The following is a 21,431-nucleotide window of genomic DNA, read 5'->3' as shown; positions in this document are numbered from 1 at the left end:
ACCATGCCGGCTCGTCGATCCCCTCCGCAGCCGGCCGGCAGCCCGGGATCGGGGCGGACGAGGGCCCCTCCCCCGCCGGTCAAGGGATGATCCGGCCCCAAAGGGGCAGTGGCACGGGATGCGGTCGCGGCCGTCTCCGCGCCGACGGCCGCATGAGTCGAGTCGACGCGCAAGGAGACAACCGTGCTGGACAACCGCAACCTTCGTGAGCTGATCCGCCGGTGGCGGGCCACCCCGGAGAGCACCATCGCCCTCTTCGACGAGGCCGACGACGCGATCCGGGCCACCCTCGCCACCAAGGAACGCGTGCTGTATCCGGCCGTCCGGGACGCCGAGGGGCACCGCAGCGGCTATGTCGACGACGCCATCGCGCAGGCCCGCCGGATCGAGGGCTTCCTCGACTCGGCCGAGCGACTCGGCCCGAACGGCTCCGGATTCCACGACGAGGCGCAGGACGCCGCGTCCGCGATGGACGGCCTCCTGGTACACGAACAACGCGACCTGCTGCCCGCGCTCGACCACCTCTCCCAGGACCGGCGAGACCGGCTCGACCGCGAGTACCGCGACACCTGGGTGGAGACCTCCGCGAAAGTCGCCGCCGCCCGCGCGGCCCGCCACCGGCCACACGACGGCGCGGCGGACGCCGGCCACTGAGCAGGTACTCCGCCCGTGCCCACCCCCGCGCCGGTCGCGAGGCCCCGCCGAATAATGACGGGCACGCTCGCGGCCGGCCCACTACCCTCACCCGCGTGAACCATCGTGAGCGCAAGCGACTGTCGGACCTGCTGGTGGGAGCGGCGGGCCTGGGCCGACTCGCCGAGGTGAGCGCCGCGCTCCGGGCGGGCGCCGACCCGCAACAGGCCGACCGAGCCGGCACCACGCCGCTGTACGCGGCCTCCGTACACGGGGCCGCGGACGTGGTGCTGGTCCTCCTGAAGGCCGGCGCGACGCCCGACACCGAAAGCGGAACCGGCTCCGAGGGCACCCCGCTGTGCGCGGCGGCCTGCTGGGGACACACCGACACCGTCCGGGCGCTGCTCGCGCACGGCGCCGATCCCGATCTCCGCGAGGACCACGGCACCGGCCACGCCCCGATCGACTGGGCCGCCAGGGGCCCCTACCCGGAGACGGTGGCCGCCCTCCTGGCCGCCGGCGCGCGCCCGCCCCGAACCGGCTGAGCGAGCCCGACCGACCCGCGGGCGATCACAGCACGATCGGGCGATGGGCCGACGCCTCGTCCACGATCGCCTCGGCAACTCCGAGCAAGTCGTCGCCGGCCGACAACGGACCGTCCGCCTCGGCAGACCGGCCGAAGATCAGGTCGCTCACCGCCGGGTGCCGCACGTTCACGGTCAACACCAGGAGATACCAGTCTGGTTCGGCGTCGCCGGCCAGGATCCGCCGGACGATCTCCACCAGTTCCGCCCGGGTGATGTCGGCGACCCGGGGCCAGGCCGGTCGGGCCGCCTCCAGCGCGAACTCCGCGAGCGTGCGCGACCCGTGGTACTCGACGAAGGCCCCGATCGGATAGTCGTGCCCCGTCGCCGCCCGAAAGTCGGCCAACGCGGCCTCCACCGCGCCCGATCCGCCCCCGCCTCGAATCAGCTCACCGATCCGCTCGATCCCGGCGGCCACCTCGGCCAGTCGGCTCGGCTCGACCATCGGTGGCGCCAACTCCGCCCGCAGGTCCATTCCCCTCCTCATCCGACGCATCGCCCGCCCGACGCCGGCGCCGCACCGACGCCGCCGCATCCCGCCCGTCGCACTCAGCCGAGTTGCTTCTCCACCTCGCCGACCACCAGTTCGCACATCTCGTGCGTACGCAGCGCGTCGTCCAGGTCGGGAAAGACGCCGGTGCGGACCGCGTCCAGGAAGGTCAGCACCACCTGCTCGATCCCGCGTTGGCGGGCGATCGGGGTCCAGTCGCCACGCCGGCGCGTGGTCGGGCGGCCCTGATGGTGGTCGACCACGTCGGCCAGGTTGTACACCTCGCGCGTGGCGTCCCGACCGGAAACCTCCAGGATCTCCTCGTTCGAGCCGCTGCGCAGGTTGAGCGTGCCGATCGCACTGAAGCCCGCGCCGGCCAGGTGCAGCACGAAGTGCTGGGCGAGCCCGTCCACCACCCGGGCCCGCACGTCGACGTGCTCGATCTCGCCCGGGGCCAGGAAGCGCAGCGTGTCGACCACGTGGATCAGGTCGTCGAAGACGACCGTACGCAACTCGCGTGCGGTGTCGACACGGTTGCGACGGATCGTGATCAGGTCGCGCGGCAGGGCGCGGCTCTCCACGTACGCCGGCACATGGCGCCGGTTGAAGCCGACCATCAGGCCCACGCCGCGCGCCCGGGACAGCTCGATCAGGCGCGCACTCTCGTCCAGGGCGTACGCCAGTGGCTTGTCCACGTACGTGGGCACGCCCGCCTCGATCAGCCGGGTCACGATCTCCGGGTGCACCGAGGTCGCCGCGTGCACGAAGGCCGCGTCCAGGCCCTCGGCGAGCAACCCGTCCAGGTCGGCGAACCGGTGCTCGACGGGCACCCGGTAGGTCTCCGCGACCCGGCGCAGCGTCGCCGGTGTGCGGGTGTACAGGCGCAGGTCCAGCTCCGGCAGGGTCGAGACGAGGGGCAGGTACGCCTTTTCCGCGATGTCGCCCAGACCTATGACGCCAACCTTCATCGGGCCACTCCTCCTGCCGGCGCCGCCGGGCCACTCGTCCGGTTCACGGCCCCGCCAGCATATGCATCCCGGTTCGGCGGGGTCGTTCGGCGCCGACCGGGATCCGCACGTCGGGCCCGTCGCCGTGGCGGGCGATCTCGACCACGGCGGCCCGCTCGCCGGCGGCGAGCCGGACCACGACGTCGCCCGCGGCCACGTGGTAGCCGTCGCCGGCGACCACGACGGTGGTGCCCGGGTCGGCTTCGGTACCCGACACGACCGGCGCGGAGGCGCGAGGCACGGACCCGACGGGCGCGGACCCGACGGGTGCCGACGCGACGGGCGCGGCGGACGCGAATGCGACGAGCGCGGCGGCCGAGGCGAGCTCGGCGGCCAGTACACGACAGGGGTTCATCACGTTCGGACCAACGATCGGGGCGACCGAAGGCGACGGGCCGGCAACGACGCCCACCCGAATCGGCGACCGTCGCGGGGCGCGCCGTGGACCACTCGGATGGAATACCCCGAATGGCGGTCCGCATGCCGCCGAATGCCCGCCCGCAGGCCGGTCTGACTGGCAGTCAGCTCCCGTCGACACCACGTGAGTTGCCCGCCCGTCGGGGCGCCCGCTCGGCCCGGGCCCCAGCCCGCGGGGCCGGGCGCGGTTGCGCTCCCCCGCCGGCTCGACTCTCCTGGAATCGAGCCCATCCACCGAACCCCGCCGACCCACACCCGACGTCGTCGAACGTCACCGAACCGCATCGCACAGCCGCTACGCCCGGCCCAGCCCCCATCCCGATCCGCCCCGGACGCGCGCCCCCGTCACGCGAGCCCGGGTTTCCGCCATGACCGGGGTCGATCCGCGAGATCGCGCGGCGCAGTCCCACCGCCACCCTCCGAAGTCGTCCCCTCGACCCGTGGCCGGGGTTCGGTGAACCTCCCGGCCATGGCAGCAGAGACCACCGAGCCCAGGGAGAGTCTCCGTGAGCGTGCCACGCACCGCCATCATCATGCCCGGCGTCGGCTCCTATGTGCCGGGCGCACTGCGCCGGCTCCAGGATCGGCCCGCCGTCCGGGACACCCTGGCCGAGGTCGACGACGCGGTCGGCGACGGGACCACGTTGTCCCCCTCGCGTCTGCTCGTCGATCCCCAGGCGCCGGACGCACACGAGTTGATGGACCGGCACGAGTTGTCCCTGCATCTGGCCATCTACGCCGGTGCGCTGGCCGCGTTCCGGCTGCTCGAAGGCGATTTCGGGATCCGTCCCGACGTGCTGCTCGGGCACAGCCTGGGCGAGATGGCGGCGTTGGCCGCGGCCGGGGTGTACACGGCGGGCGACGGCGCCCGGCTGTATCTGGCCCGGGCGGCGGCGTGCACGCTCCATACCAGTGATCCGGGTGGTCTGCTCACCCTGCGCCTGGCACCGAGGCACACGCTCGAACTGCTGTGTTCGGCGCAGTTGCCCGGTCTGGATCTGGCCTGCGACAACTCGGCCGAGCACACCGTGGTCTCCGGGCCGGACGAGTCGCTGGCCACGTTCGCGGCGCTGGCGGAGCGCAAGTCGGTCGTCTCCAGGGCGTTGACGGTGCGCACGTTGTTCCACAATCGGTTGCGCGAGTCGGCCGCCACCGAGTGGCGCCGGCTCGGGACGGACATCGAGTTCCGGGCGCCGCGTTATCCGGTGTTGTCGCCGTTGTTGGGCCGCGACTACGCCGACGAGCGCGAGCTGCGTGACGGGGTGGTGGGCCAACTGCGGCACCCGGTGCGTTATCGCAACGCGGTGACCACGTTGCGCGAGCGCGGCATCGAGGTGTTCGTGGAGGCGGGCGCCCGCGATGTACTCGGTTCGTTCGCCCGTTCGGCCGATGCCCGGGTGCGCACTGCGGTGCCGGTCGCGGCCGGTGCCGATCTGACCCGGGTCGCCGGCGTCCTGCGGGCGAGTGGGCTGCTGCACGAGGACCTGGCCGCCCTCGCGGAGCCGTCCGACGTACCCACCGGCTGAACGACCCGCGCCCACCCACCGAGACCGCGACCCCAAGGAGACTCCGGCTTGCACGACGACGTCGACCCGGCGGACGAAGAGTTCGGCGTGGGCGGACTGCTCGGCGCGGACTCGCGATTGTCGGTGCGTGCCCGATTGCGCCTGTTGCGTCGCGTACTGGAGCAGACCGCGGCCCCGATCTGCATCCTGGACCCGGAATTGCGTCATCTGTACGTGAATCCGGCGCTGGCGCGGATCGACGGCCGGCCGGCGAGCGAACACGTCGGGCTCGCCATCGCCGAGTCGTTTCCGGGGCTGGACGTGCCCGAGGACGTGCTGCGCGCGGTGCTCGCCGACGGGATCGCGCGCGAGGCGACGATCACCGGTGTGCGCGTCGTGGACGGCGTACCGCAGACCCGGTGGTGGCACGCGGCCTATCACCGACTCGACGACCGGGACGGCGTGTTCGGCATCGTCGGCATCCTGATGGAGGTCACCGAGTCCCGGCGCACCCGGCTCGCGCTGGATCAGGCGCATCGTCGGCTGGCGTTGTTGGATCGGGCCGCGTTGGAGATCGGCACCACGCTGGACATCGACACCACGTGCCGGGAGCTGGTGGATCTGTTGGTCCCGGTGCTGGCGGACGTGGTCGGCGTGGAACTGGTGGAGCCGGCCGACCCGGATCAGCAGGTCGGTCGGCCGCGCCCGGCCCCGGACACCGTGCGGCTGCGCCGGGCGGCGTGGAGCTCGATCCCGGAGCTGCGCTACCTCAGCGCGATCCTGGGTCGGCCGGGCGAGCACATCGACTACCAGCCGGGCGCGGACGTGGCGCGCGTGGTGCGGACCGGGTGCACGGTGGTGGACAACCGGCCCTCCGACGAGAGGTTGCGGGCGACCGCGCCGGACGCGTCCCGGGTGGCGGTCTACCGGGAGGCGGCGATGCATTCGGCGCTGCTGGTGCCGCTGATCGCGCGCGGCGAGGCGATCGGCACGCTGAGCCTGGTCCGGGCCGGCGATTCGCCGACCTTCACCGAGGACGACGTGGAGACGGCCCGCGACCTCGCGCACCGCGCGGCCACATGTGTGGACAACGCGCGGCGGTACTCGCGCGAGCACAGCGTCGCGCTCGCGCTCCAGCGGGCCCTGCTGGCCCGGCCCAAGGCGCCGCATCCGGACATCGAGCTGGCCACCCGCTATCTGCCGGCCGGGCGCAGCGTGGAGGTGGGCGGCGACTGGTTCGACGCGATCGCGCTGCCGCACGGGCGCACGTTGCTCGCGGTCGGCGACGTGATGGGGCACGGCGTGCAGGCCGCGGTGGACATGAGCCACTATCGGGCGCTGTTGCGGGTGTTGGCGGCGGGCGGGCTGTCGCCGGAGGAGATCCTGGCGCGGGCCGACCGGATGAGCGAGGAGGCGGGGCTGGAGCGGGTGGCCACGTGTCTGTTGGTACTGGTGGATCCGGGCGCGGGGGTGTCCACGTTCGCCAACGCCGGGCATCTGCCGCCGTTGCTGGTGGAGGCCGACGGCGGAACCCGGCTGGTGGAGCTGCCGACCGGTCCGCCGCTGGGCACCGGGTGTGGGGGGTACGCGGCGTACGTGCGGCCGAACGTGCCCGGCTCGGTGTTGGTGCTGTACACCGACGGTCTGGTGGAGCGCCGGGACGAGGACATCGACGTGTCGTTGGCGCGGTTGGCGGCGCTGCGTCCGGTGCCGGCGGCGCCGTTGGAGGCGCTGGTGGACACGATCCTGGATCGCCTGGTGGTGCCGCCGGTGGAGGACGACATCGCGGTGATGGCCGCCCGGCAGGTGCCCGGCGCGGGGTGAGTGGGTGTGCCGGTAAACCCCGGGGCGGGCGCGTTCCACTCCGACGCCCGGCGTGATCCACCGTTCGGCGGCCAGCGGTGGCGAGGGGTTGAGCGGCTTTTTACGTTCCTTGTAGCGGGACTTCCCCTGTGACCCGTTCTGTCGGGTTCGGTTCCGCATGTCCATTGGAGGACGAAATGCGCTGTGCCCGTCTCGCAGTCGTCGGCACCATCGTGACTCTCAGTGTATGCGGCTCCGCCGGTGCGGCGTTCGCCGCCACGCCGATGCAGACCGATTCCGGTCGCCCCGGCGACACGGTGTTGTTGTCGGACGACAAGCACTGCACCGCGAACACGGCGACCGCTTCCTCGGACGCGTTCACGGCCACCGCCACCCTGACCCGGGAGGGCGACGAGGTCAAGGGCCAGGCCACGATCAAGGACGTGGCCACCGGCGACTACGAGGTCAAGGTGGTCTGCGGCGAGGGCCAGGAACTGATCGGCAGCCTGCACGTGATGGGCAGCGCGCCGACCACCGCGTCCACGGCCGGCTTCGGCGGCACCCAGGGCGCCGACCCGGCGCTGCTCGCGGTGGGCGGTCTGGTGCTCGCGGGCGCGGCCGGCACCGGCTTCGTCGCGCTGCGCCGCCGGACCTCGAACCTCGCCTGACCGATGGCCCGTTCCGCACCCGAGGCACCCGTGAGTGCCGCGGATCGGCAGCACCGACCCGGTGGCCGTCGCCTGTTCTGGGCGGCGGCCACCGGCGTGCTGGCGATCGGCGGCGCAGGGCTGCTGTACGCCGGGTACGACGCCGCCGCACCACCACCGCGCCCGCCCGCCGCGGCGGCGGTGCCGAGCACGCCGGCGGCGTCCGCCGCGGATCCCGCGGCTTCGGCGACCCCCGCGGGGCCCACCGATCCCGCCGCGTCCACGACGCCGCCCGCGGCGCCGCCCGAGCCGGCGCCGATGCGCGCGTCGATCCCGACCCGGATCCGGATCCCGGAGTTGGGCATCTCGGCTCCGTTGGCCCGGGTCGGCCTGGATCAGGCGGGCGGCATCGACGTGCCCGCGCAGGGGGATCGCAATCTGGCCGGCTGGTACCAGGGTGGCGTGACGCCCGGCGAGAAGGGCACCGCCGCGATCGCCGGGCACGTGGACACCGCCGCCGGTCCCGCGGTCTTCTATCCGCTGGGCGCGCTGCCGCGCGGCTCCCGGATCGAGATCGACCGCGCGGACGGCAGCGTCGCGGCGTTCGTGGTGGACGGGGTCGAGGCGTTCGCCCGGGACGACTTTCCCACCGCGCGGGTTTTCGGCGACGCGACCCGACCGGAGTTGCGGCTCCTCACCTGCGGCGGCACCTACAGCAAGAAGACGCACTATTCCGGCAACGTCGTGGTTTTCGCCCACCTCGTCCCGTAGGCCCGCCATATCGAGCCTATCCATCGTATTCGGCGGATCGAGCCGATTCGCGGCGCCCGGCCGCCGGAAATCGGGCGCGGCGATCATTCCTTGATCATCTCCGATGGTTGGTGATTTGGGTCTTGCGAATAAAAAGCGGAACTGGCAATAATCCGATTACCAATCCAAACGGCCCACCCGGCCGGGAGAGGAGACGTCATGATGCGTCTCGCCGATCGTCTGTTGAACCGACTGACCCAAAAGGCCACGGTCGAGGCAGGCTGTAGCAACACCTACTTCTGTGGTGGAGGCGTGCTCTTCCTGTATCAGTGCTGCAAGGACGAGGGCTGCACCACCACGCGCGTCGGCAACTGCTGACCTTCGGCCCCGGAGCCGTCGGCGGGCGGGGTTCGTCCGTCTCCGCCCGTCGCGGCCGTTGGTGATATTCCGCGATGCAATATCGCGCAGCGGGATTGCCCGCAGCGGGATTAATTATCGCGCCGTCATTATCGGGGCGGACCACCCACAAGGCGGACGTCCCGAGGATCGCATCCACAACTGCGTTCGGCGTAGTACGACACGTATCTTCGGCACCCCGAATTGGCGAATGTGCGTGTAGCGCGACCTCGAAATCGGTTGGGCGATCCTGCCGGACTCGACGGCGGGCGGTGAACTTTCGCCGCCCGCCGTTTCCGCGCGCCAAAAAGGGGGACAACCGTGGGCTACATATACCTGGGCTCGGCCTGCCTGATCGGCCTCGTATTCGCCGTCGCCGCGGTCGCCAAGCTCCGCGATTTCGCCGGCTTCGTCGACTCCATACCGGGCCTGCTGCCGCTGCGGGCCGGGTCGACCCGGCCGGTCGGGTACGCGGTGGTCGCCGGGGAGATCTCGGTGCCCGTGCTCGTCCTGGTCCCGCCGACCCGAGGCGTCGGCTTCGCGGTCGCCGGCGTGTTGCTCGCCGGGTTCACCGCGGCCGTCGGCGCTGCGCTGCGCCGGGGTCGGCGCTCCTCCTGCCGCTGCTTCGGCGCCTCCGACGCGCCGCTGGGCCCGCGCCACCTGGTGCGCAACGGCATCCTGCTCGCCGCCTCGATCGCCGGCCTGTCCGCGACCGGCCTCGCCTCCCCCACCGACCTGCCGCCCGCGCTCGCCGGCAGCGCCGTCGCGGTGGTGGCCGGGCTGCTCGGCGCGCTCCTGCTCATCTCCCTGGACGACATCGTCGACCTGTTCGCGAGGAATGCCTGATGCCCATACTTGTCGCCGCCGTCGTGCTCATCGGTCTGGTGAGCGCGTTCAACCTGGTGCTCCTGCTCGGCGTGCTGCGCAGGCTGCGCGCACCACAACCGCAGACCGCGACCGCGTCCGGGCCGCCGATCGAACTGGGGCCGGGCAAGCGCCCCGGCGTGTTCACCGCCACCACGACCACCGGCGAACAGGTGGGCGACCTCGACGTCGGCGGACTGGTCGGCTTCTTCTCCGCCGGGTGCGAGCCCTGCCACGTACAGGCACCGCGCTTCGCCGAGCGGGCCCGCTCGCTGGGTCGCGAGCGCACGCTGGCGGTGATCGCCGGGGACGACGCCGAGTTGCTCGCGCTGCTGACCCCGGTGGCCCGGGTGATCGTGGAGGAGTACGACGGCGTGGTCCAGGCCGCGTTCAGAAATGCCTGGACGCCGGCGATGTACCTGCTCGGCGCGGATCGGCGGGTGCTGGCGGCCGGCCTGAAGATGACGGATCTGCCCGCCGTCGGCGCGTCCGAGAACAGCCATCGGCCCAGCGAAGCGCACGCGTGAGCCCACGGATCGACGCCCGCGACCTGTTCGCCGCCGCCCGCGAGGCGATGTCGCTCACCCGGCACGCGGCCCCCGCCCAGGCGCTGGGGTCGCTGGCGGTGACGCTGGGGTCGGCGGGTGTGCCGATCACCATCGCGTGGTTGACCAAGCTGGTCATCGACCGACTCACCGACGGACACGGCGCGATCGGCGGCCTGGCCCTCGCGCTCGCGGTCACCGGACTGGTCGCCACCATGCTGCCGGGGATCGGCCGCTACCTGCGCGCCCAGATCGGCCGGGCCACCGGGGTGGTGGGCACCGACCGCCTGTTCGCGGCGGCCGAACGCCAGGTGGGCCTGCGCCGGTTCGAGGACCCGGCGTTCCTGGACCGCTTGCGCCTGGGACGCAGCAGCACCGCCGGCTTCGGCGTCCTGGTGGACGGCGCGAGCGGCACCGTGCAGGGCGCGCTGACGCTGCTCGGCTTCGTCGGCTCGTTGCTGATCCTCAGCCCGACGATGACCGGGCTGGTCCTGCTCGCCGCAATCCCGGTGCTGGTCGCCGAACTGCGGTTGTCCCGACTGCGCGCCGGCATGCAGTGGGACTTCGAACAGGTGCACCGCCGGGAGTTCTTCTACGGCCGACTGCTCACCGACGTCGAAGCGGCCACCGAGATCCGGCTGTTCGGCGTCGGCCCGTTCCTGCGTACCCGGATGATGCACGAGCGGCGCCGCGCCAACGCGGCCGAACGCCGAATGGACCTGCGCGAGTTCGGCACCCAGGCGGTGCTGGGCGCACTCGGCGCCGCGGTCGCCGGCGGCGGTCTGTGGTGGGCCGTCACCGCCGCCCGGCGCGGCACCCTCAGCGTCGGCGACGTGACCATGTTCGTGGCCGCGGTCGGCGGCATCCAGGCGGCCCTGGACCGACTGGTGTCCTCGATCGCCTCCGCGCACGGCCAACTCCTGAGCCTGACCCACTACGTCGCGGTGGTGCGCGCCGAACCCGATCTGGCCTCGGCCACCGAGAGCGCACCCGCGCCGGAGCCGGGCGTGGGCATCGAGTTCCACGACGTGTGGTTCCGCTACAGCGACGACCACCCCTGGGTGCTGGGCGGCGTCGACCTGCGCATCCCGCACGGTCGGGCGGTGGCCTTGGTGGGACTCAACGGGGCGGGCAAGAGCACGCTGGTCAAGCTGCTGTGCCGGATGTACGACCCGACCCGGGGGCGGATCACCTGGGACGGCGTGGATCTGCGCGACATCGCGCCGGCCGAACTGCGCGGGCGGATCAGCGCGGTGTTCCAGGACCACATGAACTACGACCTGACCGCCGCGGAGAACATCGCCATGGGCGACCCGGACAGCCTGGGCGACCGGGCCCGGATCGAGGCCGCCGCCGAACGCGCGGGCATCCACGACCGGCTCGCCGCCCTGCCACGCGGCTACGACACGCTGCTGACCCGGATGTTCTTCAGCGAGGCCGACAAGGAGGACCCGGACACCGGCGTGGTGCTCTCCGGCGGCCAGTGGCAACGCCTGGCCCTGGCACGGGCGTTCGTCCGCGCCGGGCGGGAGCTGATGATATTGGACGAGCCCAGCTCGGGCCTGGACCCGCAGGCCGAGCACGAGGTGCACGCCCGAATGCGCGAACACCGCGAGGGTCGCACCAGTCTGCTCATCTCGCACCGGCTCGGCGCGGTGCGCGACGCGGACCTGATCGTGGTCCTGGACCGCGGTCGGATCGTCGAACAGGGCTCGCACGAGGCACTGCTCGACGACGAGGGCCACTACGCGAGCCTGTTCCGGCTCCAGGCGGCCGGATATCGGGAGGCGAAGTGAACCCGGCCCGGATCGCGCCTGTTGTGCTCGTGGGCGCGGGCGCGGGCGCGGCGGCGCTGCTGTGGGTGCGCCGGCGCTACCTGGTGGCCACGGTCGAGGGTCCGAGCATGGAACCCACGCTCTTCCCGGGCGATCGCTTGTTGGTGCGTCGCACCGGGCGGGTGCGGACCGGTCGGGTGGTGGTCGTCCGGGTCCCGCATCCGCCGGTGGTGGCCGGACTGCCGCCGGGGTTGCGGCGGTTGGACGCGGCCGTGCTCGCCGCGATCCCGGAACGCACCGATCTGGCCCCGGTGCCGCGGGGGCGGTTGATGGTCAAGCGTGCGGTGGCGGTGGCGGGTGATCCGGTGCCGGTGGACCGTTTCCCGGTGCTGCGCGACGCCGCCGGGGAAGCGGTGCCCGCCGGCGCGTTGGTCGTGCTGGGCGACAACGCCGCGTCGAGCTGGGACTCGCGCGCGTACGGTTTCGTGCACCGGGACCAGGTGGTCGGGGTGGCGGTGCGCCGGATCGCGCCGCCGGGCGGGCGACGAACTTCCCGCCGGGGGCTGGTGCGGGCGGCGCCGACGGGCGACGATGGCAGCGGACCGGGAACGGGTGCGGCGCGGGGTGAACCACGAGCGGACTGATCCTCTCGACTTCGCAAAAAAGCAAGCGCCGTTTCCCTCCACATTTCGGTGTGGGATCGCGACAGGATCTTGGGCGTCCCAAAGCGAAAGGTTGTGTCCCACATGCCCACCTCCCACCGCCTGCGCGTACTCGCGCCGGCCGTGGCCGGAGTCGTCGCCGCCACCGGTCTGCTGTCCGGCTGTCTCGGCAACGACAAGGACGACAAGGGCAGCAAGGCTCCCGTCGTCTCTTCGACCGCATCATCCACGGGGAAGGCCACCACGAGCCCGACCGGCAAGCCGAGCGGCACCACGAAGCCGACCGGCAGCGCCACGGGCACGTCCACGGCCGACATCATCGACGCCTTCACGTACAAGACCGGCCAGTGCATCAACCAGGACGGCGCCAAGACCACGGACGTCTCCTGCGCGAAGCCGCACAGCGGCCAGGTCGGCAAGGCGTTCGACCTGCCGGCGTCGGTGACGCCGCTCACCGCGGGCTACGAGGACAAGGTCGGCGAACTGTGCGAGCAGTACATCGGCCCGCTGTTGGATCGGCAGCCCGCGTCGCCCAAGCTCGGCTTCTCGTACTCGTACCCGCTCGACATGGAGTCGTGGAACCACGGCAACCACCAGGCGGCGTGCATCATCGAGCGCGAGGACAAGCAGCCGCTGACCACGATCGTCAAGTAGCGTCGGCGTGACCTCGGCCCCCGTAGTCGCCTACGGGGGCCGATCACGTGTTTCGAACGGGTGGGGTCGAGCCGGCGGGGCCGAGCGGTCGAGGGGTCGCCGGGTCGGGTTCGGGTCGGGTCAACAGGCGCCCTTGTACAGGTACTTGCTCACGTCGGGCTGGTCCACGTTCTCCTTGGTGACGGCGACCAGGTCGGTGGAGATGTTCTTGGGGACCGGCTTCTTGTCGAGTGCGGCGACGGCCTGTTCGACGCCCTGGGAGCCGATGTCGAACGGCTTCTGCGCGATCAGGCCCTGAATCGAACCCTTGCGCAGCGCCTCGACCTGCTTCGGGGTGGCGTCGAAGGCGACCAGTTTGACCTGGCCCGCCTTGCCGGCCTGTTCGATGCCGGTGGCCGCGCCCTCCCCGCTGAACACGTTGGCCGCGAAGACGCCGACCAGGTCGCGATGCGAGGCGATCGTGGAGGTGACGATGGAGGCGGCCTTGGCCGGGTCGTCGTCGTTGTACTGCACGCCGAGGTAGGTGATGCCGGGGTGCTTCCTGATCTCCGTCTCGAAGCCCTTCAGGCGGGCGTCCGTGGTGGAGATGCCGGGCTTGACGCTGATCGCCGCGACCGTGCCCCGGTCCTGGAGCAGACCGGCCAGGGTCTGGGCGGCGAGCATGCCGCCGCGTTCGTTGTCGGAGGAGATCGCGGTCTCGCGGATCGAGCCGTCGTCGAGCTTGGTGTCCACCTCGATCACCTTCGCGCCCCGGGACTTGAGCTGCTGCTCGGGTTGGCGCAGGGCCTGGGTGTCGGTGGGAGCGATCAGTACGGCGTCCGGGCTCTTGGCGGCGACGGCGTTGACCACGGGGGTCTGCAGCGAGGCGTCCCACTTGTCCGCGCCGGTCACATCGAGCTTGACGCCGAGTTCCTTGGCCTTCTGCTGTGCGCCGCAGGCCATCGAGATGTAGAACTCGTCGCCCTTGACGCCCTGGACGAAGGTGATCTTGCGTCCGCCCCCGGAGCCGCCGTCGTCGCTGCACCCGCCGAGGGTGGCGACCGCGGTCAGGGCGATGGTCACGGCGACGTACGTCGGTGTCTTCATCGGGCAGTGCCTCCTGGCGGTGGTGGGGCGAAACGATCGGCCGTGCGGCGGGGGTGGGCCGGAGCGGGTGGCGGGTCGGATCGAGGCGGTCCGGGAACGGCCGCGGTGGTCAGCGGCGTTGCCGGCCGCGGCGGCGCAACTGGTCGGCGTACACGGCGGCGATCAACACGGCGCCGACCGCGACGCTCTGCCAGAACGGCTGCACGCCCAGGATGACGAAGCCGTTCTGCAGGATGGCGGGGATGAAGACGCCGATCAGCGTGCCGACCACGGTGCCGATGCCGCCGAACAGGCTGGTGCCGCCCAGGACGACGGCCGCGATGGCACCGAGCGAGTCGTTGGCGTGGCCGCCGATCGTGGTGGTGGTGAAGCGGGCGAGGGACAACACCCCGGCGAGCCCGGCCAGGGTGCCGGACAGGGCGTAGACCTCGATCATGTGTCGATCGACGGCGATCCCGGCGCGCCGGGCCGCCTCGGCGTTGGAACCCACCGCGTAGGTACGCCGGCCGAAGCGGGTCGTGGCCAACACGAGCGCACCCAGCACGGTGACCACGAGCGCGATCACCACCAGCCAGGGAACGCCCAGGAATCGGCCGTTGCCGATCGTGTCGGTGAACCGGGTGGGCACGCCCCGGACGTCTTGACCCTCCGTCAACACCTGGGCCAGGCCCAGCGCCATGCCCAGGCTGCCGAGCGTGACGATCAGCGCGGGCACCCGCGCCTTGGCGATCAGGAAGCCGTTGAACGCGCCCCAGCCGGCGCCGGCGGCGAGACCGGCGAGTACGCCGAGCAGGATCGCGCCCCAGCCCGCGTCCGGTCCGGCGACGGCGGTCATCGTCTTGGCCGCGGCGACGCCGGCGAAGACCAGGACCGAGCCGACCGACAGATCGATGCCGGCCATGATGATCACGAAGGTCATCCCGACTCCGACGATCAGCAACACCGCCGCGTCGGTGGCCACGTTGCGCAGGTTGAACGTGGTGGGGAACTGCTCGGGTCGCATGACGGAGAAGGCGGTCACCAGCACCATCAGGACCAGGAAGGTCCACCACGAGTTGCTCCGGGCGAGCCGGCGCCACACCACACGGCGGAGGAACGATCCGGCGTCCGGGGGGACTTGGTCGGCCTGCGGCACGGGCGCCGGGTGTTCCCGACCGCCGCGTGTCGCGGGTTGCCCGTCGGCTCGGTCGCCGTCCGGGTCCGGGTGCCCCGGTGGGGTGGCCGTCTTGTCGAGGTTCATGCCGGTGCTCCTTGCCCGTCGAGTCCGTCCAGGGCGCCGGTCATCGCGCCCACGAGGTCCTCCACCGTGGTGTCCGCGGCGGTCAGGCTCGCCACGCGTCGACCCAGCCGCAGCACCTCGACGCGGTCCGCGACCGACAACACCTCCGGCATGTTGTGGCTGATCAGCACGACCGCGATGCCGTTGTCCCGGACCCGGCGGATCACCTCCAGCACCCGACCGCGCTGGAGCACACCGAGCGCTGCGGTCGGCTCGTCCATGAAGATCACCTTGTCCGCCCAGGCGACCGCGCGGGCGATGGCCACACTCTGTCGCTGGCCGCCGGAGAGCGTCCCGATCGGGGCGTCGATGTCCTGCAACTCGACGCCGAGCCGGGCGAACGCCTCGATCGCCCGCTCGCGCATCGTGGCCTTGTCCAGTACGCCCAACCGCCCGGCCAGACCGCGGCGCAGCAGCTCGCGGCCCAGGAAGAGGTTGGCCGCGCCGTCCAGATCGGGCGCCAGGGCCAGGTCCTGGTAGACCGTCTCGATACCCAACTCCTGGGCGTCCGTGGGTCGTTCCATGCTCACCGGCCGGCCCTCGAAGAGGATCTCGCCCGCGTCCGGTCGTTCGGTGCCGGCCAGGGTCTTGGTGAGCGTGCTCTTGCCCGCGCCGTTGTCACCGATCAGCGCGACGACCTCGCCCGGGAAGACGGCGAAGTCGGCGCCGCGCAGGGCCTGGACCTGGCCGTACCGCTTGACCAGGCCCCGACCTTCGATCAGGGGTTGCACGTGCCCAACTCCTTCGGGTTGTCGGGTCGTTCACCGCGAGCCGGCTCGGCCGGGGCCGGGGCACCACGAGTTCGCACGTGTGTCAGGACGGAGGCGAGAGCGAACCGGGTCGCCGACCGCCTGACAACGGTGTCAGTACAGTGCTGGCCCGATGGGCGGGTGTCAAGGGTTTCGCGGATCTCGGGTTCGGCCCGGAACTCACGCTGATCTGTTGGGGATTGCGGCGAATGGCCATAGTCGATCCGGCTCGGCGGCCGATCCGGGAAGCAGCCGGCGGGCGGGATGTCGACAGCTTGTCGACGGCCCGGTACGGTCCGTGTGACAACGATGTCAGAGGGAGTGTGCGGCACATGGCGGCTGAACCCCTGGGGGACTCCCCCGAACACGCGGCCTGGCTGGACGCGGAATGCGACCGACTGATCCGGTTCGCCCGGGGCGCCCGGCTGGCCGAGGGCGGGTTCGGCTGGCTGGACGACACCGGTCGGCCGGTCGCGGACGGGGTGGTGCACACGTGGGTGACGGCCCGGATGACGCACGTGTTCGCGTTGGCGCGGTTGCGGGGGGTCGGCGGTGCGGGGCAGGGCGCGGGTGGGGGCGACGCCGGCGATGTCGGGCCGGACGAGGCGGCCGCGCTCGTGGCGCACGGAATCGCCGCGTTGACGGATCTGCTGCGGGACGGCGAGCACGGCGGCTGGCATCCGCTGGTGGACCGGTCCGGGCGGCCGGTGCCGGACGCCGAACGCCCGGACGGCAAGCGCATGTACGACCACGCGTTCGTCGTGCTGGCCGCCGCGAGCGCGTGCGCCGCCGGCCATCGCGGCGCGCCCGCCCTGCTCGCCGAGGCCCTGGACGTCGTCGAGCGCCGGTTCTGGGAGGCCGACCGGGGCGCCTGCGCCGAATCCTGGGACCGGGCCTGGACCACCGGCGAGGCGTACCGGGGCGCCAACAGCAACATGCACGCCGTGGAGGCGTTCCTGGCCGCCGCCGACGCCACCGGCGAACAGCACTGGCGCACCCGCGCCCTGCGCATCGCCGAGCGGGTCGTGCACGACCACGCGCGGGCCGATCGATGGCGGCTGGTCGAGCACTTCGCCCCGGACTGGACGCCGCAGCGCGAGTACCACCACGACCGTCCCGCCGATCCGTTCCGCCCCTACGGCGCCACCGTCGGCCACGGCTTCGAGTGGTCCCGGCTGCTGCTCGCGCTTGCCGCGTCGTTGCCGGACCCGCCCGATTGGTTGCGTACCGACGCGGAGGCGCTGTTCGCGGCGGCGGTGCGCGAAGGCGGCCACGCGGACGGCCGGCCGGGCTTCGTGTACACGCTCGACTGGACCGGACGGCCGGTGGTACGCACCCGGATGCACTGGGTCCAGGCCGAGGCGATCGCGGCGGCGGCGGCACTGCGTCGGGCCACCGGGGTCGCCTACTACGATGACCTGTACCGAGCGTGGTGGGAGCATGCCGACGCAGTGTTCCTGGACCGGAAGCACGGTAGCTGGCATCACGAACTCGACCCCGACGCGCGGCCCTCGGCCACCGTCTGGCAGGGGAAACCCGACGTGTACCACGCGGTACAGGCCACCCTGCTGCCCCGGCTGGGGTCCGCACCGACCCTCGCCGAGGCATTGCGTCGAGCCGCCCGCCGAACCGACGACCGCCGCTGAACCGACCGACCCCGACTGCCGCTTCGCACCGCCGGCGTCCGCTCGGGGCCGGCCCCACTCCCCCGCTCCCGGTTCCGGGAGCACCGCACCCTGGGTGCCGGATGCGAACCCGGCCGCTCGAAAGGTAGGACCCCCGATGGCCGGCCCGACGATTCCGGAGCGCCCGCGCGGGCGCGGTCGTACCACGATGAAGGACGTGGCCGCCCTCGCCGGTGTCGGCATCAAGACCGTCTCGCGGGTGATAAACGGTGAGCCGAACGTCAGTGCCGGGAAACAGCAGGCGGTGTGGGCGGCCGTCGCGCAGACCGGATTCCGGCGCAACGACAGCGCGGCGCAGTTGCGCTCGGGGCACACCTCCAGCATCGGCCTGGTCCTGGAGGACGCCGCGGACCCGTTCTCCTCCGCCCTCACCCGATCCATCCAGGACATCGCCCACCAGCACGGCACGGTGTTGTTCAGCGCGTCGTCGGCGGAGGATCCGGACAAGGAGCGCGACCTCGTCCTGGCCCTGTGCGCACGGCGCCTGGACGGCCTGATCGTGGTCCCGGCCGGCGGCAGTCACCGCTACCTGCTGCCGGAGATCGAGGCCGGGATGGTGTGCGTGTTCATCGACCGCCCACCGGGCGACATCGAGGCGGACACCGTGCTCGTGGACAACGTCGGCGGGGCCCGGACCGGAGTCGAACACCTGATCCGGCACGGCCATCGACGGATCGCGTTCATCGGCGACCGGCTGGAGATCTTCACCGCCCGGGAAAGACTGCGCGGCCACCGCGAGGCGTTGACCGAGGCGGGCATCGAACCGGATCCGCGGCTGGTGTACAACGGGCCGCCGTACGGTGCGGAACTGCGGGCGTGGTTGCGGGCGATGCTCGGCGGGGCCGATCCGGCCACCGCGGTCTTCTGCGGCAACAGCCGATTCACCGTCGAGACGCTGCGCGAGATCCGCCGCTCGCCGGTGCAGCCCGCGCTGGTCGGCTTCGACGACTTCGAACTCGCGGACATGCTCACCCCGGCCGTCACCGTGGTCGCCCAGGACCCGTTCGGCATCGGACAGGCCGCCGCGCACCTGTTGTTCCGCCGCCTCGCGGGCGATGTGACCCCGGTACAACACATCCACATGCGCACCCGGCTGATCCCGCGCGGCTCCGGCGAGGTCGGTCCGTGACCGACGGTACGGGCGCCGCCGCCCGACCGGGCGCCGCCCCTCGGCACCACGAACCCACCAGGAGGGCCGCCGCATGATCACCGTGATCGGCGAGGCGTTGATCGACCTCGTATCCGTCCGGGGCGGCGATCCGGTCGCCCATCCCGGGGGCAGTCCGGCCAATGTCGCGGTGGGGCTGGGTCGACTCGGCGCGCCGGTGCATCTGATCACCCGTTACGGACCGGACCCGCACGGCGAGTTGCTCGCGGCGCACCTGGCGGCGAGCGCGGTCGAGGTGGCGCCGCAGAGCCGGTCGGCGGGTCGCACCAGCGTGGCCCGAGCCGACCTGGACTCGGCCGGAGCGGCGACCTACACCTTCGACATCGACTGGGAGTTGCCCGAGTCGGTCGGCGTCCCGACCGGATCCCGGTGCGTGCACACCGGTTCGATCGCGGCGACGCTGGCCCCGGGCGCGGACCCGGTGCGGCGCCTCCTGGCCGCCGAACACGCGAAGGGGGAGGCGGTGGTCTCCTACGATCCGAACTGCCGGCCGTCCCTGATGGGCGCTCCGGGGCCGGCCCGGGAGCGGATCGAGTCGCTGGTGGCCCTGTCGGATGTGGTCAAGGTCAGCGACGAGGACCTCGCCTGGCTCCATCCGACCCGGGACTTCGCCGACGTGGCGGATGCCTGGCTGGCGCTGGGGCCGGGCCTGGTGGTGGTCAGCCGCGGCGCCGAGGGCTCGTACGGCGTGTGCGCCGCGGGGCGGGCCGCGGCGCCCGCCCGGGCGGTGCCGGTGGTGGACACGGTCGGCGCGGGCGACGCGTACACGGCCGGCCTCCTGGACGCGCTGCGCCGCCGGGACCTGTTGCACCCCGCCGGCATCCGAGGTCTCGACCCGGCGACGCTGGGCACGTTGCTCGCGGACGCGTCGGTGGTCGCGGCCCTCACCTGTTCCCGGGCGGGGGCGAACCCGCCCACGGCGGCCGAGCTGCGCGCGTATCGCCGCGCACACGGGCTCGCCGGCGGGACGGAATGAGACCGGGAAGCCGGGCCCGAGCAGGCCGGGGAGGCGTGGACCGAGGAGGCCGCGGTGGCGCGCGGACGGGGCGACGAAGAATCGTTTTCGGTCACGGGTAGATGACGTCGTGACGAGACCGTGCCGGGGCGGGCGGCGGGAGCCCTACGGTAAACCCATGACTGTGTCGTCGGATGCCGACCGGCAGATCGCACTGATCGTCGAAGTCCAGGACCTGGCCCGGGAGTTGGGTATTCAGGTCTGGTTGCGGGGCGGATGGGCAATGGATTTCTACCTGGGGCGGATAACCCGGGAACATGCAGACGTCGACTGGTTCGCGTGGGCACAGGACGCCCCGGCGCTCACCGAAGCGTTCTCCGCGCGAGGATTCGTTCGCCTGGCTCAGGCGCCGGTCGAACAACAACTCGATTACGCGGCGGGTGGGGTGGAATTGGGCTTCGCGTTCCTGGCCCTCGATCCCGAGGGTCACGTGATCGTGGCCGGTGGGCCGTGGGCGGGCGCACGCTGGCCGGAGAGGATGCTGGAGACGCCGCCGGGCAGGTTGGGCGGGTTGTCCTGCCCGATCATCTCGCCCGAGGCGCAGGTCGAGATCAAGCTGATGACCCCCACGTGGATGCCGCATCGGCCGCGTCGGGCCAAGGATGTCGAGGACGTCGAACGATTGCTGGAGGCGATGACCAGATAGTGGGTACGGCCGGCTCGTCGTCGACCGGTGGGGTGCGACGAGCGGGGCGAGTGGGGGCGGTGGGGCGTCCGACGTGGGGTCGGGCGTTCGGAGGTGGCCGGCGTGGGGTCGGTGCCTCGGGGGGTGTGATCGATACGACGATCCGTCCGGGCGTCCGCCCTCACTTCGTCGTGCCCACCGGCCGGCCGGATTTCGCGGGTCGTGCGCACCGATCGGCAGTCCGCCGGCGCCTCCGCCCGACTACCCGATCCGGTCGAGACGGGCCGACAGCCGGGCCGCCTGGCGCTCCAGGGTTCCGGGTGGGTTGCGGTGATGACCGGGGCTGTCCGGCAACAACATCAGCAGCCAGACGAAGGCGAACAGGGCTCGGAAGTCCCGCAGTCGTGCGATCTCGGGATCGCTCAACTCGAAGCAGGACAGGAAGAACGTCGTATCGGCCTCGGTGCCGTCCGGCCACATCGAGACGTGCTCGACCAGCTCCGCCAGTTCGAACGCCCGGTCGCTGCGGCCGGAGATCTCGAAGTCCACCAGGCGAACCCGCGCGCCGTCCCACAGGTAGTTGGCCAGGTTTCCGTCCGACAGGCCGAACACCGGCCGGATGCCCGGCCCCGGTTCCGCCGGCGTGTCCCGTTCCGCCAACCACGCGCGGCCGGCCTCGAAGGCCCGCGCCACCATCGGGTCGGGGCCGAGTTCCCGCCCGCCCGTACTCCACGCCCGCGCCTTGCCCTCGACCACGGGCGGATACCAGGTACAGGCCGGCAGGGCCAGGATCGTCTCCGTCGGAACCGCGTCGTGCAGCGTGCCGATCGCCTCTGCCAGCGCCCGCAGTTGCTCCCGGCCGAGGTCTCGTCCGCGCAGCGGCACGCCCCCGAGTCGGGACATCACGACGACGGGCGGTTCGCCGTCGATGTCCTCGCGGATCGGCTCCGGTGCCAGGCCGGGTGCGTATCGGGCCAGCAGGCTCAGCGCCTGCCATTCGCGCAGCGGCTCGGCGCGCTCGCGCGAGCGAAACCGCTTGACCACCACGTCGTCACGGAACTCGATGTCGTGCGTACTCCACGTCTCGGTCAT

23 protein-coding genes are annotated in these 21,431 nt (G+C 72.2%); 16 read left to right on the top strand and 7 right to left on the bottom strand.

Going from position 1 to position 21,431, the window contains the following annotated elements; genetic code table 11:
* Positions 1–183: 183 nt before the first annotated feature.
* A complete protein-coding gene (locus tag ACH4U8_RS38290; RefSeq protein WP_395782773.1) occupies positions 184–654 on the top strand; it encodes a hypothetical protein in 471 nt (156 codons plus the stop codon).
* A 95-nt stretch (positions 655–749) separates the two neighbouring features.
* Positions 750–1,178: an ankyrin repeat domain-containing protein gene (locus ACH4U8_RS38285; protein ID WP_379988585.1), complete on the top strand. Its 429-nt coding sequence runs from the start codon at positions 750–752 to the stop codon at positions 1,176–1,178.
* A 25-nt stretch (positions 1,179–1,203) separates the two neighbouring features.
* On the opposite strand, the gene ACH4U8_RS38280 is transcribed toward ACH4U8_RS38285, so the two are convergent.
* The 3 genes from ACH4U8_RS38280 to ACH4U8_RS38270 all read right to left on the bottom strand — a co-directional run bounded on the left by ACH4U8_RS38280 (position 1,204) and on the right by ACH4U8_RS38270 (position 3,069).
* The gene (locus ACH4U8_RS38280) at positions 1,204–1,692 is read right to left on the bottom strand and encodes a hypothetical protein (protein ID WP_395782772.1); all 489 of its coding nucleotides are present in this window, start codon (positions 1,690–1,692) and stop codon (positions 1,204–1,206) included.
* Positions 1,693–1,766: 74 nt separating this feature from the next.
* The gene (locus tag ACH4U8_RS38275; protein ID WP_360310828.1) at positions 1,767–2,675 is read right to left on the bottom strand and encodes a Gfo/Idh/MocA family oxidoreductase; all 909 of its coding nucleotides are present in this window, start codon (positions 2,673–2,675) and stop codon (positions 1,767–1,769) included.
* A 43-nt stretch (positions 2,676–2,718) separates the two neighbouring features.
* Positions 2,719–3,069, bottom strand: coding sequence for a hypothetical protein (locus ACH4U8_RS38270; protein WP_395782771.1), 351 nt, complete (start codon positions 3,067–3,069; stop codon positions 2,719–2,721).
* A gap of 568 nt (positions 3,070–3,637) precedes the next feature.
* On the opposite strand from ACH4U8_RS38270, the gene ACH4U8_RS38265 reads away from it, so the two are divergent.
* The 10 genes from ACH4U8_RS38265 to ACH4U8_RS38220 all read left to right on the top strand — a co-directional run bounded on the left by ACH4U8_RS38265 (position 3,638) and on the right by ACH4U8_RS38220 (position 12,732).
* On the top strand, positions 3,638–4,657 hold the full coding sequence (locus tag ACH4U8_RS38265; RefSeq protein ID WP_379988581.1) for an ACP S-malonyltransferase: 1,020 nt from the start codon (positions 3,638–3,640) through the stop codon (positions 4,655–4,657).
* A gap of 48 nt (positions 4,658–4,705) precedes the next feature.
* Positions 4,706–6,460, top strand: coding sequence for a SpoIIE family protein phosphatase (locus ACH4U8_RS38260; protein WP_395782770.1), 1,755 nt, complete (start codon positions 4,706–4,708; stop codon positions 6,458–6,460).
* A 212-nt stretch (positions 6,461–6,672) separates the two neighbouring features.
* Positions 6,673–7,107, top strand: coding sequence for a hypothetical protein (locus tag ACH4U8_RS38255; RefSeq protein WP_395782769.1), 435 nt, complete (start codon positions 6,673–6,675; stop codon positions 7,105–7,107).
* Between the two features lie 30 nt (positions 7,108–7,137).
* The gene (locus ACH4U8_RS38250) at positions 7,138–7,857 is read left to right on the top strand and encodes a class F sortase (protein ID WP_360310818.1); all 720 of its coding nucleotides are present in this window, start codon (positions 7,138–7,140) and stop codon (positions 7,855–7,857) included.
* A gap of 222 nt (positions 7,858–8,079) precedes the next feature.
* Positions 8,080–8,214: a hypothetical protein gene (locus ACH4U8_RS38245; RefSeq protein WP_281174555.1), complete on the top strand. Its 135-nt coding sequence runs from the start codon at positions 8,080–8,082 to the stop codon at positions 8,212–8,214.
* Positions 8,215–8,553: 339 nt separating this feature from the next.
* Complete coding sequence (locus ACH4U8_RS38240) at positions 8,554–9,078, top strand: MauE/DoxX family redox-associated membrane protein (protein ID WP_360310816.1); 525 nt, start codon at positions 8,554–8,556, stop codon at positions 9,076–9,078.
* Entirely contained in the window at positions 9,078–9,623 is a 546-nt protein-coding gene (locus ACH4U8_RS38235; RefSeq protein ID WP_395782768.1) for a peroxiredoxin family protein, read from the top strand. Before ACH4U8_RS38240 ends, ACH4U8_RS38235 begins: the two co-directional genes overlap by 1 nt.
* Positions 9,620–11,437, top strand: a complete 1,818-nt coding sequence (locus tag ACH4U8_RS38230) for an ABC transporter ATP-binding protein (RefSeq protein WP_395782767.1) — start codon at positions 9,620–9,622, stop codon at positions 11,435–11,437. Before ACH4U8_RS38235 ends, ACH4U8_RS38230 begins: the two co-directional genes overlap by 4 nt.
* A complete protein-coding gene (locus ACH4U8_RS38225; protein ID WP_395782766.1) occupies positions 11,434–12,060 on the top strand; it encodes a S26 family signal peptidase in 627 nt (208 codons plus the stop codon). Before ACH4U8_RS38230 ends, ACH4U8_RS38225 begins: the two co-directional genes overlap by 4 nt.
* A gap of 102 nt (positions 12,061–12,162) precedes the next feature.
* Positions 12,163–12,732, top strand: a complete 570-nt coding sequence (locus ACH4U8_RS38220; RefSeq protein WP_360310808.1) for a septum formation family protein — start codon at positions 12,163–12,165, stop codon at positions 12,730–12,732.
* A 120-nt stretch (positions 12,733–12,852) separates the two neighbouring features.
* Here the strand turns inward: ACH4U8_RS38220 and ACH4U8_RS38215 are convergent, their stop codons facing one another.
* The 3 genes from ACH4U8_RS38215 to ACH4U8_RS38205 all read right to left on the bottom strand — a co-directional run bounded on the left by ACH4U8_RS38215 (position 12,853) and on the right by ACH4U8_RS38205 (position 15,828).
* Positions 12,853–13,818, bottom strand: a complete 966-nt coding sequence (locus ACH4U8_RS38215) for an ABC transporter substrate-binding protein (protein WP_360310806.1) — start codon at positions 13,816–13,818, stop codon at positions 12,853–12,855.
* Between the two features lie 109 nt (positions 13,819–13,927).
* Positions 13,928–15,058 carry an ABC transporter permease gene (locus ACH4U8_RS38210; RefSeq protein WP_395782765.1) on the bottom strand — a complete coding sequence of 377 codons (1,131 nt, stop codon included), beginning with the start codon at positions 15,056–15,058 and terminating at the stop codon, positions 13,928–13,930.
* Positions 15,055–15,828 carry an ATP-binding cassette domain-containing protein gene (locus tag ACH4U8_RS38205; protein WP_395782764.1) on the bottom strand — a complete coding sequence of 258 codons (774 nt, stop codon included), beginning with the start codon at positions 15,826–15,828 and terminating at the stop codon, positions 15,055–15,057. The genes ACH4U8_RS38210 and ACH4U8_RS38205 overlap by 4 nt, the downstream gene beginning before the upstream one ends.
* A 350-nt stretch (positions 15,829–16,178) precedes the next feature.
* Here ACH4U8_RS38205 and ACH4U8_RS38200 point away from each other — a divergent pair, with 350 nt between their 5' ends.
* The 4 genes from ACH4U8_RS38200 (at position 16,179) to ACH4U8_RS38185 (ending at position 20,360) form a co-directional block, all read left to right on the top strand.
* Positions 16,179–17,492, top strand: a complete 1,314-nt coding sequence (locus ACH4U8_RS38200; RefSeq protein ID WP_395782763.1) for an AGE family epimerase/isomerase — start codon at positions 16,179–16,181, stop codon at positions 17,490–17,492.
* A 136-nt stretch (positions 17,493–17,628) separates the two neighbouring features.
* Positions 17,629–18,660, top strand: a complete 1,032-nt coding sequence (locus ACH4U8_RS38195) for a LacI family DNA-binding transcriptional regulator (protein WP_360310798.1) — start codon at positions 17,629–17,631, stop codon at positions 18,658–18,660.
* Between the two features lie 73 nt (positions 18,661–18,733).
* Positions 18,734–19,675, top strand: a complete 942-nt coding sequence (locus ACH4U8_RS38190) for a carbohydrate kinase (RefSeq protein ID WP_395782762.1) — start codon at positions 18,734–18,736, stop codon at positions 19,673–19,675.
* 157 nt (positions 19,676–19,832) lie between these two features.
* Complete coding sequence (locus tag ACH4U8_RS38185) at positions 19,833–20,360, top strand: nucleotidyltransferase domain-containing protein (RefSeq protein ID WP_395782761.1); 528 nt, start codon at positions 19,833–19,835, stop codon at positions 20,358–20,360.
* 240 nt (positions 20,361–20,600) lie between these two features.
* On the opposite strand, the gene ACH4U8_RS38180 is transcribed toward ACH4U8_RS38185, so the two are convergent.
* On the bottom strand, positions 20,601–21,431 hold the full coding sequence (locus ACH4U8_RS38180) for a phosphotransferase family protein (protein ID WP_395782760.1): 831 nt from the start codon (positions 21,429–21,431) through the stop codon (positions 20,601–20,603).

The sequence above is a fragment of the Embleya sp. NPDC020886 genome (assembly GCF_044333915.1).
GTDB lineage: Bacteria > Actinomycetota > Actinomycetes > Streptomycetales > Streptomycetaceae > Embleya.
This window is presented reverse-complemented; position numbering and strand designations above follow the sequence as displayed.